The sequence below is a fragment of the Streptomyces sp. NPDC005955 genome, from assembly GCF_042871255.1.
GTDB lineage: Bacteria > Actinomycetota > Actinomycetes > Streptomycetales > Streptomycetaceae > Streptomyces.
Map to the genome: position 1 here is coordinate 229,157 of NZ_JBIAIF010000007.1, position 17,112 is coordinate 246,268.

At 71.5% G+C, this 17,112-nt stretch carries 19 protein-coding genes; 15 read left to right on the forward strand and 4 right to left on the reverse strand.

Features of this window, described 5'->3' with window-relative positions; genetic code table 11:
* Window positions 1-286 precede the first annotated feature (286 nt).
* From map to truA, 8 genes are all read left to right on the forward strand, one after another.
* Window positions 287-1,123: a type I methionyl aminopeptidase gene (gene map, locus ACFYOU_RS19570; protein ID WP_385493600.1), complete on the forward strand. Its 837-nt coding sequence runs from the start codon at window positions 287-289 to the stop codon at window positions 1,121-1,123.
* A gap of 234 nt (window positions 1,124-1,357) precedes the next feature.
* Entirely contained in the window at window positions 1,358-1,579 is a 222-nt protein-coding gene (gene infA / locus ACFYOU_RS19575) for a translation initiation factor IF-1 (RefSeq protein ID WP_003948620.1), read from the forward strand.
* A 77-nt stretch (window positions 1,580-1,656) separates the two neighbouring features.
* Complete coding sequence (gene rpmJ / locus ACFYOU_RS19580; protein ID WP_003974245.1) at window positions 1,657-1,770, forward strand: 50S ribosomal protein L36; 114 nt, start codon at window positions 1,657-1,659, stop codon at window positions 1,768-1,770.
* 189 nt (window positions 1,771-1,959) lie between these two features.
* On the forward strand, window positions 1,960-2,340 hold the full coding sequence (gene rpsM, locus ACFYOU_RS19585; RefSeq protein ID WP_385493598.1) for a 30S ribosomal protein S13: 381 nt from the start codon (window positions 1,960-1,962) through the stop codon (window positions 2,338-2,340).
* 64 nt (window positions 2,341-2,404) lie between these two features.
* Window positions 2,405-2,809 (forward strand): 30S ribosomal protein S11, encoded by a 405-nt coding sequence (gene rpsK / locus ACFYOU_RS19590; RefSeq protein ID WP_003948617.1) that lies wholly within the window; start codon window positions 2,405-2,407, stop codon window positions 2,807-2,809.
* Between the two features lie 146 nt (window positions 2,810-2,955).
* On the forward strand, window positions 2,956-3,978 hold the full coding sequence (locus ACFYOU_RS19595) for a DNA-directed RNA polymerase subunit alpha (RefSeq protein WP_003966937.1): 1,023 nt from the start codon (window positions 2,956-2,958) through the stop codon (window positions 3,976-3,978).
* 227 nt (window positions 3,979-4,205) lie between these two features.
* Window positions 4,206-4,712, forward strand: a complete 507-nt coding sequence (gene rplQ / locus ACFYOU_RS19600; protein WP_391307076.1) for a 50S ribosomal protein L17 — start codon at window positions 4,206-4,208, stop codon at window positions 4,710-4,712.
* 97 nt (window positions 4,713-4,809) lie between these two features.
* A complete protein-coding gene (gene truA, locus ACFYOU_RS19605) occupies window positions 4,810-5,676 on the forward strand; it encodes a tRNA pseudouridine(38-40) synthase TruA (protein WP_391307078.1) in 867 nt (288 codons plus the stop codon).
* Window positions 5,677-5,691: 15 nt separating this feature from the next.
* Here truA and ACFYOU_RS19610 read toward each other — a convergent pair whose 3' ends face one another.
* Complete coding sequence (locus tag ACFYOU_RS19610; RefSeq protein WP_391307080.1) at window positions 5,692-6,561, reverse strand: hypothetical protein; 870 nt, start codon at window positions 6,559-6,561, stop codon at window positions 5,692-5,694.
* A gap of 281 nt (window positions 6,562-6,842) precedes the next feature.
* Here ACFYOU_RS19610 and rplM point away from each other — a divergent pair, with 281 nt between their 5' ends.
* From rplM to ACFYOU_RS19630, 4 genes are all read left to right on the forward strand, one after another.
* Entirely contained in the window at window positions 6,843-7,286 is a 444-nt protein-coding gene (rplM, locus tag ACFYOU_RS19615; protein ID WP_386999967.1) for a 50S ribosomal protein L13, read from the forward strand.
* A gap of 41 nt (window positions 7,287-7,327) precedes the next feature.
* Window positions 7,328-7,849 carry a 30S ribosomal protein S9 gene (gene rpsI / locus ACFYOU_RS19620; protein WP_389767172.1) on the forward strand — a complete coding sequence of 174 codons (522 nt, stop codon included), beginning with the start codon at window positions 7,328-7,330 and terminating at the stop codon, window positions 7,847-7,849.
* Between the two features lie 303 nt (window positions 7,850-8,152).
* Window positions 8,153-9,532, forward strand: coding sequence for a phosphoglucosamine mutase (gene glmM, locus ACFYOU_RS19625; RefSeq protein WP_389767174.1), 1,380 nt, complete (start codon window positions 8,153-8,155; stop codon window positions 9,530-9,532).
* Between the two features lie 223 nt (window positions 9,533-9,755).
* The gene (locus ACFYOU_RS19630; protein ID WP_391307248.1) at window positions 9,756-11,609 is read left to right on the forward strand and encodes a protein-arginine deiminase family protein; all 1,854 of its coding nucleotides are present in this window, start codon (window positions 9,756-9,758) and stop codon (window positions 11,607-11,609) included.
* Window positions 11,610-11,687: 78 nt separating this feature from the next.
* On the opposite strand, the gene ACFYOU_RS19635 is transcribed toward ACFYOU_RS19630, so the two are convergent.
* Both ACFYOU_RS19635 and coaA read right to left on the reverse strand, forming a co-directional pair.
* The gene (locus ACFYOU_RS19635; RefSeq protein WP_391307083.1) at window positions 11,688-12,629 is read right to left on the reverse strand and encodes a DUF389 domain-containing protein; all 942 of its coding nucleotides are present in this window, start codon (window positions 12,627-12,629) and stop codon (window positions 11,688-11,690) included.
* 38 nt (window positions 12,630-12,667) lie between these two features.
* On the reverse strand, window positions 12,668-13,657 hold the full coding sequence (gene coaA / locus ACFYOU_RS19640) for a type I pantothenate kinase (RefSeq protein ID WP_391307085.1): 990 nt from the start codon (window positions 13,655-13,657) through the stop codon (window positions 12,668-12,670).
* 180 nt (window positions 13,658-13,837) lie between these two features.
* On the opposite strand from coaA, the gene ACFYOU_RS19645 reads away from it, so the two are divergent.
* Window positions 13,838-14,206 carry a holo-ACP synthase gene (locus ACFYOU_RS19645; RefSeq protein WP_385493587.1) on the forward strand — a complete coding sequence of 123 codons (369 nt, stop codon included), beginning with the start codon at window positions 13,838-13,840 and terminating at the stop codon, window positions 14,204-14,206.
* Between the two features lie 19 nt (window positions 14,207-14,225).
* Here ACFYOU_RS19645 and ACFYOU_RS19650 read toward each other — a convergent pair whose 3' ends face one another.
* Window positions 14,226-14,483, reverse strand: a complete 258-nt coding sequence (locus ACFYOU_RS19650; RefSeq protein ID WP_391307088.1) for a hypothetical protein — start codon at window positions 14,481-14,483, stop codon at window positions 14,226-14,228.
* Between the two features lie 255 nt (window positions 14,484-14,738).
* Here ACFYOU_RS19650 and ACFYOU_RS19655 point away from each other — a divergent pair, with 255 nt between their 5' ends.
* Entirely contained in the window at window positions 14,739-14,954 is a 216-nt protein-coding gene (locus tag ACFYOU_RS19655) for a hypothetical protein (protein WP_391307089.1), read from the forward strand.
* A gap of 219 nt (window positions 14,955-15,173) precedes the next feature.
* Complete coding sequence (locus ACFYOU_RS19660; RefSeq protein WP_391307091.1) at window positions 15,174-16,646, forward strand: NAD(P)H-hydrate dehydratase; 1,473 nt, start codon at window positions 15,174-15,176, stop codon at window positions 16,644-16,646.
* Window positions 16,647-17,112: the final 466 nt, after the last annotated feature.

Genomic DNA, 17,112 nt, shown 5'->3' on the forward strand with positions numbered 1-17,112 from the left:
GAACGGCGCGAGCAACCCCCACGCCCCCGCAGGCGACAGCGCACCCGCACCGGGTCGGGCCCCGATAGGGGCGCGGGGAACGGCGCGGGCAACCACAGCGCACCCGCAGGGGACAGTGCACCCGCGGCGGGTCGGGCCCCGGTAGGGGCGCGGGGAACTGCGCGGGGGACCACAGCGCACCCGCGCGGAACGGTGTGGGTCACCGCAGCGCACCCGGCGGCGAGCCCCCCGGAGGGAACTATCGTGGGGAGGGACCGAGAACCGTTGCAGAAAGGCCCCCGCCGCCATGGTGCAGATCAAGACCCCCGACCAGATCGCCAAGATGAGGGCGGCGGGCCTGGTCGTAGCCGCGGTGCACGCGGCCACGCGTGAGGCCGCGGTCCCCGGGGCCACCACCAAGGACCTGGACCAGGTGGCCCGCAAGGTCATCGCCGAGCACGGGGCCACCTCGAACTTCCTCGGCTACGGCGGCTTCCCGGCCACCATCTGCACCTCGGTCAACGAGGTCGTCGTCCACGGCATCCCGAGCGACGAGGTGGTCCTGAAGGACGGCGACCTGATCTCGATCGACGCGGGGGCGATCGTGGACGGCTGGCACGGCGACGCCGCGTTCACCGCGTTCGTCGGGTCCGGACACGCTCCGGAGCTGGTCGAGCTGTCCCGGGTGACCGAAGAGTCCATGTGGGCCGGGATCGCCGCGATGAAGGCGGGAAACCGCCTGGTGGACATCTCCCGGGCGATCGAGACGTACATCCGTCGCCAGCCGCGGGTCGGCGGCGGCAAGTACGGCATCGTCCAGGACTACGGCGGGCACGGCATCGGCACCGAGATGCACATGGACCCGCACCTGCTGAACTACGTGGAGCGCCGCCGGGGCAAGGGGCCCAAGCTGGTGCCCGGCTTCTGTCTGGCCATCGAGCCCATGGTGTCGCTCGGCACGCCGAAGACCGCGGTGCTGGAGGACGAGTGGACGGTGGTGTCCACCGACGGCACCTGGTCCTCGCACTGGGAGCACTCCGTGGCGCTGACCGAGGAGGGTCCGCTGGTGCTCACCGCCCCCGACTGCGGCCGGGCGAAGCTCGCCGAGTACGGGATCACGGCCGCCCCGGACCCGCTGGCCTGACCGCCCGGCCGGGCCCCTGCGGGGGCCCGTGACGTGCACGTCCACGGGAGTGGTGTCCCCGTGTCGGTTCGCTTAAGGATCTCCGCCGTGGGGCATCATTCCTCGATTCGTCTTTCCTGGGGCGCTGACGTAGACTGACTCGTCGGCCCTCTTGTACCCGCATGTCTGCATGTCCGCATGTGGTCGCCGGGTGGAGCAGGGGCCGGCCAAGGTAGTCGATTCGAAGGGCGAAGCGTGGCCAAGAAGCAAGGTGCCATCGAGATCGAGGGCACTGTCGTCGAGTCTCTTCCGAACGCCATGTTCAAGGTCGAGCTCCAGAACGGCCACCAGGTCCTGGCACACATCAGCGGCAAGATGCGCATGCACTACATCCGCATCCTCCCTGACGACCGGGTCGTGGTGGAGCTGTCTCCGTACGACCTGACGCGTGGCCGGATCGTCTACCGCTACAAGTAGATCTTGCCCTACCCCCGGGATCGGACCGTTCGGTCCGCCTTCGGGGTGATGGCACTGACCCGGAGAACCTCACACCCATGAAGGTCAAGCCGAGCGTCAAGAAGATCTGCGACAAGTGCAGGGTGATCCGCCGTCACGGTCGGGTCATGGTCATCTGCGACAACCCGCGCCACAAGCAGCGCCAGGGCTGACGCACGACCGCACCTTCTGCACCCGCAGAACTCGCGCGACGCAGCAGACATGTACATACGCAGGACCCGGGCCGTCAGCGGTCCGACACCCCCGGTCGGAGGCCGGGGACCCGCTCCGTACCACCCGAAGGGGTCGGCGGAGGGGACCGGTCCTGCGGAAGACCTCCGAATATCAACTGGAGCCATTGAATGGCACGCGTTTCCGGTGTTGACATCCCGCGCGAAAAGCGCGTGGAGGTTGCCCTCACCTACGTGTTCGGCATCGGCCGGACCCTTTCCCAGCAGACGCTGGCCGAGACCGGTGTGAACCCGAACACCCGCGTTCGCGACCTCTCCGAAGAGGAGCTGGTCAAGATCCGCGAGTACGTGGACAACCACCTCAAGACCGAGGGTGACCTCCGTCGCGAGATCCAGGCGGACATCCGCCGCAAGGTCGAGATCGGCTGCTACCAGGGTCTCCGTCACCGTCGCGGCCTGCCCGTCCACGGACAGCGCACCAGCACCAACGCCCGCACCCGCAAGGGCCCGCGTCGCGCCATTGCCGGTAAGAAGAAGCCGGGCAAGAAGTAGTCCTCAGCGGACGCTAGTCAGCGGTCTTCGCTGTAGGACCGACCACCTCCCGTAGGAGAAACAGATGCCCCCCAAGGGTCGTCAGGGTGCCGCCAAGAAGGTGCGCCGCAAGGAAAAGAAGAACGTCGCTCATGGCCACGCGCACATCAAGAGCACGTTCAACAACACCATCGTCTCGATCACGGACCCCACGGGCAACGTGATCTCCTGGGCCTCCGCCGGCCACGTCGGCTTCAAGGGCTCCCGCAAGTCGACTCCGTTCGCCGCGCAGATGGCCGCCGAGTCGGCCGCCCGCCGCGCGCAGGAGCACGGCATGCGCAAGGTGGACGTGTTCGTCAAGGGTCCCGGCTCCGGCCGTGAGACCGCGATCCGTTCGCTCCAGGCCACCGGTCTTGAGGTCGGCTCCATCCAGGACGTCACCCCGACTCCGCACAACGGCTGCCGTCCGCCCAAGCGGAGGCGCGTCTGACCTCAGGTGCGTCACGCATCTGTGGTTGGTGAGGACTTCGGGCGACACGCTGCCTTCCTGGGGCGTGCCGCCCGTACCCTTGTTCTACGCAGTAACCGTCGGACGTCAAATAGCGGGCGTCCACGACAGAAGGATCTGATCACCCCATGCTGATCGCTCAGCGTCCCTCGTTGACCGAAGAGGTCGTCGACGAGTTCCGTTCCCGGTTCGTGATCGAGCCGCTGGAGCCGGGCTTCGGTTACACCCTCGGCAACTCCCTGCGCCGTACGCTCCTCTCCTCGATCCCCGGTGCGGCGGTCACGTCCATCCGGATCGACGGGGTCCTGCACGAGTTCACCACCGTGCCGGGCGTCAAGGAGGACGTCACCGACCTGATCCTCAACATCAAGCAGCTGGTCGTCTCCTCGGAGCACGACGAGCCGGTCGTGATGTACCTGCGCAAGCAGGGCCCGGGTCTGGTCACCGCCGCCGACATCGCGCCCCCGGCCGGTGTCGAGGTGCACAACCCCGACCTCGTCCTCGCCACGCTCAACGGCAAGGGCAAGCTGGAGATGGAGCTGACCGTCGAGCGCGGTCGCGGCTACGTCTCCGCCGTGCAGAACAAGCAGGTCGGCCAGGAGATCGGCCGCATCCCGGTCGACTCGATCTACTCGCCGGTCCTCAAGGTCACGTACAAGGTCGAGGCCACCCGAGTCGAGCAGCGCACCGACTTCGACAAGCTGATCGTCGACGTCGAGACCAAGCAGGCCATGCGTCCCCGTGACGCCATGGCGTCGGCCGGCAAGACCCTGGTCGAGCTGTTCGGTCTCGCCCGCGAGCTGAACATCGACGCCGAGGGCATCGACATGGGCCCGTCCCCCACGGACGCCGCCCTGGCCGCCGACCTCGCGCTGCCGATCGAGGAGCTGGAACTCACCGTCCGCTCCTACAACTGCCTCAAGCGCGAGGGCATCCACTCCGTGGGCGAGCTCGTCGCCCGGTCCGAGGCGGACCTGCTGGACATCCGCAACTTCGGTGCGAAGTCCATCGACGAGGTCAAGGCGAAGCTGGCCGGCATGGGCCTGGCGCTCAAGGACAGCCCGCCCGGATTCGACCCGACCGCCGCTGCGGACGCGTTCGGCGCGGACGACGACGCGGATGCCGGGTTCGTGGAGACCGAGCAGTACTAGTCGCCGTCCGGCGGGGCCCGGGGGTACTCGGGCTTCCGCCGGTGGGTGGTTTTCGTTCAGGCCCGGCCTGCGGCCTTGTCCTCAAGCGCCGGACGGGCTGGAAACGCGGACCGTCGTCATCGCTCGTAGGGTGACCACGGACGCCATGTACTTCCGTGGGGCGGCCGCCTCGCGGGAACTGTCATCGGTACCTGACACGGCCGGTGCAGCACACAAGGAGAAACACCATGCCGAAGCCCGCCAAGGGTGCCCGTCTGGGCGGCAGCGCCGCGCACGAGAAGCTGCTGCTGGCGAACCTCGCCAAGTCGCTCTTCGAGCACGGCCGCATCACCACCACCGAGGCCAAGGCCCGCCGTCTGCGGCCCTACGCCGAGCGTCTGGTCACCAAGGCGAAGAAGGGTGACCTTCACAACCGCCGCCAAGTGCTCCAGGTGATCACCGACAAGAGCATCGTGCACACGCTCTTCACGGAGATCGGCCCGCGTTACGAGAACCGCCCGGGTGGCTACACCCGTATCACCAAGATCGGCAACCGTCGGGGCGACAACGCGCCCATGGCGGTCATCGAGCTGGTGGAGGCGCTGACCGTGGCGCAGGAGGCCACCGGTGAGGCCGAGGCCGCGACCAAGCGCGCCGTCAAGGAGGACGCCCTGAAGAAGGACGTCGCCGAGACGAAGGCCGACGAGGTCGTCGAGGACGCCAAGCCCGCCGAGGGCGAGTCCAAGGACGCCTGACGCTGATGCGTGCCTGAGCGGGTCCGCCCCTTCCCCGGGGCGGGCCCGCTTTCGTCTGTCTTCCGTTCGTACCCCTGTGAGCTGGGAGGATGAGGGTGTGAGTGACGAGGTGGAGCCCGGGTTCGTCCGGGTGCGGCTGGACCTGTCGTACGACGGTGCGGAGTTCTCGGGGTGGGCCAAGCAGGCCGGCGGGCGGCGCACCGTGCAGGGCGTCGTCGAGGACGCCCTGCGGACCGTGACCCGGTCGGGGGACGCCTCCTACGAGCTGACCGTCGCCGGCCGGACCGACGCCGGGGTGCACGCGCGGGGTCAGGTCGCCCATGTGGACCTGCCGGTCGGGGTGTGGGAGGAGCACCGCGAGAAGCTGCTGAAGCGGCTTGCGGGGCGGCTCCCGAAGGACGTGCGGGTGTGGCGGGTCGCGCCGGCCCCCGCCGGCTTCAACGCCCGGTTCTCGGCGATCTGGCGGCGCTACGCGTACCGGGTGACCGATCACCCGGGCGGGGTGGACCCGCTGCTGCGCGGGCACGTGCTGTGGCACGACTGGCCGCTGGACGTCGAGGCGATGAACGAGGCGGCCCGCGCCCTGGTCGGGGAGCACGACTTCGCCGCGTACTGCAAGCGGCGCGAGGGGGCCACCACCATCCGCACCCTCCAGGAACTGCACCTGGCGCGGGACGGCGAGGGCATCGTCACCGCGACGGTGCGGGCCGACGCGTTCTGTCACAACATGGTGCGCTCGCTGATCGGGGCGCTGCTGTTCGTCGGGGACGGGCACCGGGGGCCCGAGTGGCCCGCGAAGGTGTTGGCGGCCGGGGTGCGGGACTCCGCGGTGCACGTGGTCCGTCCGCACGGGCTGACCCTGGAGGAGGTCGCCTACCCCGCTGACGACCTGCTCGCCGCGCGCAGTCGGGAGGCCCGCAACAAGCGGACGCTGCCGGGTGCGGGCGCCGCGGGGTGCTGCTGACCCCGCGGCGGTGCGTCACAGCGGGTTCTCGGCGGCGGCGGACGCCTGGGCCTCCCCGCGGCGGATGATCTGCCGGAAGGTGAACTCGGCGAGGTCGTCGCCGGTGCGGTAGACCGCGCGGTCCTGCGGGGTCACGTTCTTGCCGCTGGTGTACCCGGCGACCGTGAAGTACGCGTACCGGCCGTACGCGTTCGTGGTCGTCCGGCAGATCGTGGTGTTGCAGAAGCCGGAGACGCCGGAGCCGCTGAGGGAGAGCAGGTTGCCCCGGTCGGCCTGGTCCTTGGCCCTGGTCGCCTTCGTCGCGTCCCCGAACAGGGCGACGCCGACGGTGACGGCCATGCCGTCCCTGGTGTAGGTGGCCCGCATCAGTCGGGTGCAGCCGTTGCCGGTGAGGACCTTGCCGAGGTCACCGCGGGTGACGCTGGCGCAGCTGTCGGTGCTGCTGGTGGCGCCCTTGTCGTAGACCAGGGGGCCCACGGTCAGCCGGGAGTCGGGGAAGAGGCTGTCCGCGCTGATCGGCGCCTTGTCCTTGTCCGCGCTGGAGATGAACTCCTTGGGGTCCGGCGGGGGCGGGGGCGTGGTCGCCTCGAAGGAGGGGCCGGGGCCGGTGCTCCCGCTCGCCGGGTCGGAGACGGAGGGCGGCAGGGAGCCGGGCCGCGCGTCGTCCGTGTCGGCCCCGTCCGCGGTCACGACCGCCGCCGCGACGGCCGCGCCGACCGCCAGGGTGGCGAGGACCGCGCCGCCGACCAGGAGCAGGCGCTTGCGGCGGTTGCGGCTGGCGGAGGCGTCCGCGAGGGCCGCCCAGTCCGGGGTGTCCGGTTGCTGTGGTGTGTTCGGGTTACCGGAGTCCCACGAGGGTCCCCCCTGGCCCTGCCCAAAACTCATGGGCCGCAGTGTACTGGCGGGATTCGGGGGCTGTCGGGGCTGTCCGGGACGGTCGCCGACCACGATCGTTTTGACCCGTCCGGGTGGGGGTGGGTATTCTTCTGCTTCGTTATGTGTATTGGCTTGCTCATTCTCACGTGAGGGGCCCTTACACCGGTCCACCGGGCTGATGACCAGCGGCAAGCACTCGGTTGCGTCACCGATGTGCGGCCATGGCTGTCGTGATCGTCTTCGGTGGCCTTGTCAGGACCCACTCACTGAAGAAGCGAAGGCTACGAACCGTGCGTACGTACAGCCCCAAGCCCGGCGATGTGACCCGCCAGTGGCACGTCATCGATGCCCAGGACATCGTCCTGGGCCGTCTGGCGTCGACCGCCGCGTCCCTTCTCCGGGGCAAGCACAAGCCGATTTACGCGCCCCACGTCGACACCGGTGACTTCGTCGTCATCATCAATGCGGACAAGGTGCACCTGTCCGGCAACAAGAAGACCCAGAAGATGGCGTACCGCCACTCTGGCTACCCGGGTGGTCTGCGCTCCGTCCGCTACGACGAGCTGCTCGCCAAGAACCCCGAGAAGGCCGTCGAGAAGGCCGTCAAGGGCATGCTGCCGAAGAACACCCTCGGCCGTCAGATGCTCTCGAAGCTGAAGGTCTACTCGGGCGACCAGCACCCGCACGCTGCCCAGCAGCCGGTGCCGTTCGAGATCACCCAGGTCGCGCAGTAGTTCCGGCCACCCCTAAGACTGAACAGAATCTGAGGAGAATCGTGGCCGAGACCACCGTTGAGCAGCCTCTCGACGAGACCGAGGTTGTTGACGTAGAGCAGTACACCACCGAGACGGAGATCCCCGTCGAGGGCGAGTACACGTCCGAGAGCCTGGCGGGCCGCTTCGGCGACCCGCAGCCGGCTGCGGGCCTGGGTCGTCGCAAGAACGCCATCGCCCGCGTCCGGATCGTTCCGGGCACCGGCAAGTGGAAGATCAACGGTCGCACCCTTGAGGACTACTTCCCCAACAAGGTGCACCAGCAGGAAGTCAACGAGCCGTTCAAGGTTCTGGAGCTGGACGACCGCTACGACGTCGTCGCCCGCATCTCCGGCGGCGGTGTCTCCGGTCAGGCCGGTGCCCTGCGCCTCGGCGTGGCCCGTGCGCTGAACGAGGCCGACGTGGACAACAACCGCGGCGCCCTCAAGAAGGCCGGCTTCCTGCGCCGCGACGACCGCGCGGTCGAGCGGAAGAAGGCCGGTCTGAAGAAGGCCCGCAAGGCTCCGCAGTACAGCAAGCGCTAGACCCCGGCGGAGCCATCCGCTCGCACCACCCGTTCGCCCCGGCGGCACGCCTCTGTGCAGCCGGGGCGTTCGTTTTACGGCCGTTTCGGGCGTATACAGGTGTCGGGAACTCCGGGCCGATAAACGTACCGGCGGTTCCGTGTGTTCGGATGTGTGCACACGCTTTCTCCGGTCCGTCCCGGCGGTCCGGGTGGTGCGTGCGGTGTGGGGTGCGGGGCGGACGTCCGCTGCGCCCAGGGTTTGTATGTTCGGATGATTTCCGGTGCCTCTTGGGTGAGGGGCGCGAATGTTCGGAGGACACCAGTGGGACGACTCTTCGGCACGGACGGCGTGCGCGGCGTCGCCAACGCGGATCTGACGGCCGAGCTCGCGCTCGGACTCTCCGTCGCCGCGGCGCACGTGCTCGGTGAAGCGGGCGGGTTCGAGGGCCATCGCCCGGTCGCGGTGGTCGGTAGGGACCCGCGGGCGTCCGGGGAGTTCCTGGAAGCCGCCGTCGTCGCCGGTCTCGCCAGTGCGGGAGTCGACGTGCTGCGGGTCGGGGTGCTGCCCACGCCCGCCGTCGCCTATCTCACGGGGGTGCTCGGCGCCGACCTCGGGGTGATGCTCTCCGCCAGCCACAACGCCATGCCCGACAACGGCATCAAGTTCTTCGCCCGCGGCGGGCACAAGCTCGCCGACGAGCTGGAGAACGCCATCGAGGCCCGTTACCGCGAGTACGCGGCCTGTGCCGGGGAGCGCGGGGAGGGCGCCGGCTGGGAGCGGCCGACCGGGGCCGGAGTCGGCCGGGTCCGCAGCTACGACGAGGGCTTCGACCAGTACGTCGCCCATCTGATCGGGGTGCTGCCCAACCGGCTGGACGGGCTGAAGGTCGTCCTGGACGAGGCGCACGGCGCCGCCGCCCGGGTCTCCCCGGAGGCGTTCGCCCGGGCCGGTGCCGAGGTCGTCACCATCGGCGCCGAACCCGACGGGCTCAACATCAACGACGGCTGCGGCTCCACCCACCTCGGGCTGCTGCGGGCCGCCGTCGTCCAGCACGGCGCCGACCTGGGCATCGCCCACGACGGGGACGCCGACCGCTGCCTGGCCGTCGACCACACGGGCGCCGAGGTGGACGGGGACCAGATCCTCGCCGTGCTCGCGCTGGCGATGCGGGAGCGGGGCGCGCTGCGCTCCGACACGGTGGTGGCCACCGTCATGTCGAACCTCGGCTTCAAGCTCGCCATGGAACGCGAAGGGCTGGAGTTCGTCCAGACGGCGGTCGGCGACCGCTACGTCCTGGAAGCCATGAAGGAACACGGCTACGCCCTCGGCGGCGAGCAGTCCGGGCACGTCATCATCCTCGACCACGCGACCACCGGGGACGGCACCCTGACCGGTCTGATGCTCGCCGCGCGGATCGCCAGCACCGGGCGCACCCTCGCGGACCTCGCCGCCGTCATGGAGCGCCTGCCGCAGGTCCTCATCAACGTGCCGGACGTGGACAAGTCCCGGGTCGGCACCTCCGCCGAACTGGCCTCCGCGGTCGCCGAGGCGGAACGCGAACTGGGCAGCACCGGACGGGTGTTGCTGCGCCCCTCGGGCACCGAGCCGCTGGTGCGGGTGATGGTCGAGGCCGCCGACATCGACCAGGCGCGTTCGGTCGGGGGCCGACTCGCGGACGTCGTCAAGTCCTCCTTGGGCTGAACCCCGCCGCCGGAAGGTACGACTTCCGGCGCCCCTCGTCGCGGTGGGGGTCCCTCCGTCGGTTTCGATCCGGAACCACTCCGTCGCCGCTCTCAACCCCAGGGCCCCTCCCCGCGCTCTTTCCCCCTGAAGGCCAGGGAAAGAACGCGAACAAGGAGGGGCCCTCTTGGGTACTCGACGCTGGAGAACCACGGCCGTGGCCACCGGAGTTGCCGGGGCGCTGATGGGAACCATGAACACCCAGGCGGTCGCGGCGCCCGCGGAGCCGGCACCGCGCGCCGACCTGCGGGCGGACGTCAACCGGGACGGCAAGGTGGACGTCGGCGGCGACTCGGACGTCCCGGGCGAGAACACCTGGACCCGGGCCCGCGGTGCGGTCGTCCTGCCGAACGTCGATGACGACGACCGTCGCTGCAAGCTGCGCGATGGTCAGGGCCGCCCCCTGCCGGACGCCAAGCTGGCGGCCTGTCACGACGCCGCGGACACCGTGCTGAACGGCGCCCGCGACGCCGACGACCTCGCCCGGCTGCGGACCGTGCCCCAGCCCGGGGTGGCCAACGCCACCACCGGCACGGTCACCGTACGGGGCGACGCCTCCCGCGCCCGGCTGTTCGTCAAGCGGTCGAACGGTTGGAAGCACCTCAAGCCCACCACCAAGCTCACCGCCGCGGAACTGCGCCGCGGCGTCGAACTCGGCGTCGAGGCCACCGACGTGGTGCGCGACGCGGCCCGCTGGGACGGCACCGTCCGGGTGCGGTTCGCCCTCAGCGGGGGCGGCGCCGGCGACAGCGACGACGTCACGCTGCGCACCGCGCCCGTGCTGACCCACCACCACCTCCAGAAGGCCAAGGAGCTGTTGGTCTCCAAGACGCGGGAAGCCTTCCTGCCCGGCATGGTGGCGGAGCAGCACAAGTTCGTCGCGCAGCTCGAACGCGAGGCCAAGGCGGCCGGGATCACCAAGCCGGTGCGCACGTTCGACACCGACGACGTGTGGGCGCAGGACTTCGTGGAGCCCGGGTACGTCAGCATGACCGGGGTGAACGGCCGCGCCCACGCCCTGCGGGTGATGATCCGCTCGGCGCAGCCGGACCGCGACTCGGGACGACAGCTGTACGCGAAGCTGCGCGGCCCGGGCATCGGGGTCGTCGAGGTGGCGCGGCCCGCCGCCAATGACGAGTGGACCCTGAACTCCATGGGCAACCTGGAGACCATCCCGCCGTACGCCCACGGCGGCGCTTCGTACCCGGCGGGGCGGATCATCATGGGGCACCGGCCCGATGTGAACTCGCGCCCGGCGAAGTCGATGACCACGTTCCTGAAGTCGCAGGGCCAGCAGTCGCCCCTCATGCTGGACACCTCGTGGCTCGAAGTCGGCCACGTCGACGAGTTCGTCCAGTTCCTGCCCGCGGACACTCCGCGCGGCTGGCGCCTCGGGCTCGCCGACCCCACGGCCGGCGTGCAGTTGCTGAAGGACGCCAAGGCCGCGGGCAACGGCGGCAAGCGACTGTTCTCGGCGCCCGACCGGCTGGGCATCAAGGTGTCCCGGGCCACCATCAACAAGGTGCTCGGCGACCCGAAGTTCCTCGCCGGCAACGAGCGGGCCGCCGCGAAGATCGACGAGAACCTCCGGCTGCTCAAGCGCGAGACGGGCATCACCGACGCGGAGATCGTCCGGGTGCCGGCCCTGTTCGCACAGTACGAGATGCCCGACGGCATCGGTGCGCGGGCGGGACTGAGCCGGCTCGGCCAGGGCGATTCGCCGCTGGTGCGGCCCGGACTCGGCACGAACGAGGGGCCCGGCGCGTTCGCGCCCGGGGCGCCGCCGCGCACCATCGCCTATCTGCCCGGGGCCGTGAACGGGGTCGTCCTCAGCAACGACCGCTACCTGGCGCCCCGTCAGTGGGGGCCCGTGATCGGTGGCAAGGACCTGTTCGGCGAGGCGGTGCGGCGGGCCTACGCCGGCGCCGGCTTCACCACCGCCTACATCGACGACTACTACTCGTACCACCTGTGGGGCGGGGAGGTGCACTGCGGCACGAACGTGCTGCGGGACGTCTCCCGGGCCTGGTGGCGGTAGTCGCCGGTGAGCCGGTGAACTAGTGGGCGCGGGGGCCGTGCGGCTCCCGCGCCCTTCGTCGTCCGGGGCGGGGGCGGGTCAGCGCGGGCCGAGCGCGCGGTGGCGCTGCCAGGCCAGGAAGGACTTCTGCGCGATCAGGGTGAGGCTGCCGGCGAGGACGATCCCGCCGAGGTTGGCGAGCAGTTGCAGCGCCGAGCCGCTCGTCTGGCCGAAGTCCCGGTAGCTGAGCGCCACCGCCGCGTTCGCCGCCGCGGGGACCGTGGTGACGGAGATCGCGACCCCGATCAGCGCACCCGACTTCGCCGAGGTCAGCGAGAGGGTGCCGGCGATCCCGGCGAGGAAGGCGACCACGAAGGACATCCAGTCGGGCTGCCAGATGAACGCGGTGTTGGGCCGGGGCGCTTCGACCATGTCCTCGGTGAAGAGCCCGAAGGCGTCCATCAGCCAGGCGAACCCGGCGGTGGCGATCATCGCGAGGGCGAAACCCGCGAGCAGCGCCCACAGGGAGCGCGCCACCAGCCGGGGAGCGCGCTGCACCAGCGCCGTGGACACCCCGGCGAGCGGCCCGAACTCGGGGCCCACGGCCATCGCGCCCACGATGAGGATGGCGTTGTCCAGCATCACCCCGCAGGCCGCGATCATCGTCGCCACGGACAGGAACGCCACATAGGTGACGGTGAGCGTCGACTCCTCGTGGGTCAGGTCGGTCAGCTGTTCCCAGAGCACCGCGTCGGCGCCCTCACCGGGTGCGTCGTCCTCCGCGCGGTCGGCCCGCTTGGACAGCGACAGGTCGATCGTCTCCACGGCGATCGAACCGCAGTCGTCGATGCCGGCCGCGCGCAGCGCACCGATCAGTTCGTCGCCGGCCTCCCGGGCGACGTCGCACATCACCACGTCGCCCTCGGGGTCGCGGGCGGCGCCCTGGACCACGGCCAGGTGGGCGGTGCCGACGGTGCCCTCGATCAGCTTGACCACCTCGTCGGTGCGGTCAGCCGGGGTGATCAGTCGCAGATGGAGCATGCCCCACCCTAACCAGGCGCACCTTCAGCGTGCTCGGGTCACAGTTTCCGCAGGCTGAGCCGCTGCACCTTGTGGTCGGGGCCCTTGCGCAGGATCAGGGTCGCCCGGCCCCGGGTGGGCGCCACGTTCTCCACCAGGTTGGGCTTGTTGATGGTCCGCCAGGTGGTGGCCGCGTACTGGAGGGCCTCCGTCTCGGACACCTGGGTGTACTTGCGGAAGTACGAGGACGGGTCCTGGAACGCGGTCGCCCGCAGGGTGCGGAACCGGTCGAGGTACCAGCGCTCGATGTCCTCCACCCGGGCGTCGACGTACACGCTGAAGTCGAAGTAGTCGGCGAGGCCGACCCTGGTCCGCCCGTCCCGACCGGGCAGCGCGGGCTGGAGCACGTTCAGGCCCTCCACGATCAGCACGTCCGGGCGGCGCACGACGAGTCGTTCCCCGGGCACGATGTCGTAGATGAGGTGGGAGTACACCGGTGCGGTGACCTCGGCCTTGCCCGCCTTGACGTCGGCGACGAACCGGGTGAGCGCCCGGCGGTCGTACGACTCGGGGAACCCCTTGCGGGAGGTCAGCCCGCGGGCCCGCAGCTCGCGCATCGGCAACAGGAACCCGTCGGTGGTGACCAGCTCGACGCGCGGGTGTTCCGGCCAGCGGGCCAGCAGCGCCTGCAACAGTCGGGCGACGGTCGACTTGCCGACGGCGACCGAACCGGCGACCCCTATGACGAAGGGCGTGCCGGACTGCGAGCCCTGCTCCCCGAGGAAGGTGTTCAGCGCGCCCCGCAGCCCGTCGGTGGCGCCCACGTACAGGTTCAGCAGCCGGGACAGCGGCAGGTAGACGTCCCGCACCTCGTCCAGGTCGATGACGTCACCGAGGCCGCGCAGCCCCTCCACCTCCGCCGCGCTCAGCGGCAGCGGGGTCTTGTCGCGCAGCGCGCTCCACTCGGCCCGGGTGAGGTCGAGGTACGGGCTGGCCTCCGGTCGGGACCGGGGGGTGCTGTGCGGCGGCGAGGAGACCGGAGAGATCACCCTGCAATTGTTGCGGCTGTGTGGCCGGTGTGGAGGGTGGGGTGCGTCACCCCGGGCCGGCCCGAATGGCCGCATGGTCGCATTCGTCCAGCTCGAACCCGCGCGTAGGCTGCGCCGCATGGACGTGAGCGTGGGGTGCGCGGGCCCGTCGGGGCCGTGCCGGCCGGGTACGGTGACCGGGTGATCATCGGGGTGGGGATCGACGTGGCGGAGATCGACCGGTTCGCCGCGTCGTTGGAGCGGACGCCGGGGCTCGCGCAGCGCCTGTTCGTGCCCGGGGAACTGTTGCTGCCCAGTGGGGACCGCCGCGGGGTCGCTTCGCTGGCGGCCCGGTTCGCGGCGAAGGAGGCCCTGGCGAAGGCGTTGGGCGCGCCGCCGGGGCTGAACTGGACGGACGCCGAGGTGTGGGTGGAGGACAGCGGTCGGCCCCGGCTACGGGTGTCCGGTACGGTCGCCGCCCGCGCCGAGGCCCTCGGGGTCCGTGCGTGGCACGTCTCCCTGAGCCATGACGCGGGCGTGGCCTCCGCGGTGGTCGTCGCGGAGGGCTGACCCCGTCCGGACCGTCCGGCTACGTGTTCCTGGGCCTGCGGCGCGGTGCGGCGAGGACGGCGACCGTGCCCTCGCCGCCCGGCGTACCGGTGCCGGTGGACTTGCTCGGCCGGGGCGCCGGCTCGGAGGTGGGGGTGGGCGTGGGCGTCGCCCCGGCCGCCGCGGTGAACTCGGCCCGCTCCCCGGCCCGTACGGTGATTGACCCGGGGTCGGCGCTCACCGTGGGGGAGACCTGCCGCTGGTGGGCGCCGGTGGCCCCGTCGACCGTGGCGAGCACGTTCCCGACCTGCTGCCGGTCGGTGGTGTCGAAGACCCGGACCGTCCGGTTCTGCGAGGTGACGTAGAGGCGGTCGGCCGCTGCCGGCCGGGAGCTGCGGCGTGCGGTGGTCGGTGAGCCGTCCGGCCACGGCCTCGCCCACCGGCTGCCCGCCGTCCGGGTCGTACCCGGCGAGCCGGTGGTCGGGCCGAGGCGCCGCCGACGGGCGCGATGACGTCCTGCTCGCGGTCGCCCCCGTGGGTGTGGTCGGCCCGGGTGACGACGGCACCCGCCTTCGGCGAGCAGTCGGCGCCCGAGTCCTTCGCCCTGACGGTGAGTTCGAGGGGGAAACCGCCCTTGCGGTCCGTCACGGTGAACGGCTTCACGATGTCCTGGGCGTACGGGGGCGGGTTGTTGGAGATCCAGTACTGCGAACCGGAGCCCCCCGACATGTCGATCCCGCCGAGGTACACGCCCCGGGCGGGGTCGTAACCGCTGCCGGTGGGCCCGGTGGCACCGTCCGGAGAGGCCGCCCGGGCACGGTCCCCGCCGGGTGGCCCCGCCCGCAGGAACAGGGCAGTGACCAGCAGGATCGCCAGGGCGGACCGCGGGGAGCGCAGGGCAGCACGAGGTGACGGGCGCTTTCCTCCACGCGGCCATGCGGCGCAGTTCCCCCGTCCCGCCGCCGTCCACTGCGGCAGACTCGACCGCATGCGCACCGCTCACCACGTGGAGACCGTCAGGAACGCCGAGGCCGCGCTGATGGCACGGCTCCCGGCCGGGGAACTGATGAGGCGGGCCGCCACCGGGCTCGCCGCCGCCTGCGCCGATCTGCTCGGCCGGGTCTACGGGGCCCGGGTCGTGCTGCTCGTCGGCAGCGGTGACAACGGCGGGGACGCCCTGTACGCGGGGGCCAGGTTGGCCCGCCGGGGCGCGGGCGTCAGCGCCGTGCTCCTCGCCCCCGACCGCACCCATCCGGGCGGGCTCCGCGCGTTCACCGGGGCGGGCGGCCGGATCGCCGAGGACCCGTTCGAGGTGCTCGCCGCGGCCGACCTCGTCCTGGACGGGATCACCGGCATCGGCGGCCGGGGCGGGCTGCGGGCCGACGCGGTCCCGCTGGCGCGGGCGGCGCGCGGTTCGAACGCGGTGGTCGTCGCCGTCGACCTGCCGAGCGGCGTCGAGTCCGACAGCGGCGAGGTGCGCGGCGAGGTGCTGCGCGCCGATGCGACGGTCACCTTCGGGACGTACAAGCCGGCGCTGTTGATCGACCCCGCGCACGAGCAGGCCGGCACCGTACGGCTGGTGGACATCGGGCTGGGCCCGCACCTGCCCTCCGTGCCCCCGCTGGAGGCGCTCCAACACCCGGACGTGGCACGACTGCTGCCGGTGCCCGTCGGGGAGAGCGACAAGTACCGGCGCGGGGTCGTCGGGGTGGTCGCCGGGTCGGCCCGCTACCCGGGGGCGGCGGTCCTCGCGGTGGCCGGGGCGCTGCGGGGCGGGGCGGGCGCGGTGCGGTACGTGGGGCGGGGGACCGATGCGGTGATCGCCCGGTTCCCCGAGGCGCTGGTCCACGAGGGGCCGCCGACCCGGGCGGGGCGGGTGCAGGCGTGGGTGGTCGGGCCGGGGATCGGCGACGACTCCGACCGCACGGGCGGTACGGGCAGCACCGACGTGGTGCACGAGGTGCTGGACGCGGACGTGCCGGTGCTGGTGGACGCGGACGGGCTGCGGGCGCTGGACCCGGCCGTGGTGCGGGACCGGGGGGCGCCGACGTTGCTCACTCCGCATGCCGGGGAGGCCGCGGCGATGCTCGGGGTGCCCCGGGGGCGGGTGGAGGCGGCCCGGCTGGCCTCCGTGCGGGAGCTGGCTGCCCGGTTCGGTGCGACGGTGCTGCTCAAGGGGTCCACGACGTTGGTCGCGGATCCCGATCCCGGGCGGCCGGTGCGGGTGAATCCGATGGGGACGCCCTGGCTCGCCACGGCGGGCAGCGGGGACGTGCTGTCCGGGCTCGCCGGGTCGTTGCTGGCTGCGGGGTTGGGGCCGTTGGACGCGGGGGCCGTTGCGGCGTATCTGCACGGGTTGGCTGCGCGGGGCTTGGCGGTGCGGGGGGTTCCGCTCACCGCGTTCGAGGTCGCGGAGGCGTTGCCCGTCGCCTGGTCCCACGTGGTTGCGGCTTCCGCCTGACTGGGTGGGGTTCGCGCGCTGTCCCGTGCGGGTGCGCTGGTGCTTCGCGCAGTTCCCCGCGCCCCTTGATCGGTGCGTCCACCTGGCGGTGCGGTGTCCTGTGCGGGTGCGTGGTGGGATTCGCGCAGTTCCCCGCGCCCCTGATCCAGGTGCGTCCACCTGGTGGTGCGGTGTCCCGCGGGGGTGCGCTGGCGTTTTGCGCAGTTCCCCGCGCCCCTTGATCGGTGCGTCCCGCTGGGGGTGCGGTGTCCTGTGCGGGTGCGCGGTGGGTTTTGCGCAGTTCCCCGCGCCCCTGATCCGGTGCGTGCCGGTGGACGTGCGCGGTTTCCCTCGCCCCTCCTGCCGGGGTCCGCGGCTGGGACGGACGACGACGGCGAGGAGCTCCCGAGATCCAGGGGCGCGGGGAACTGCGCAAAACCACAGCGCACCCGCACGGGACAGCGCACCCCCAGGTGGACGTACCCGA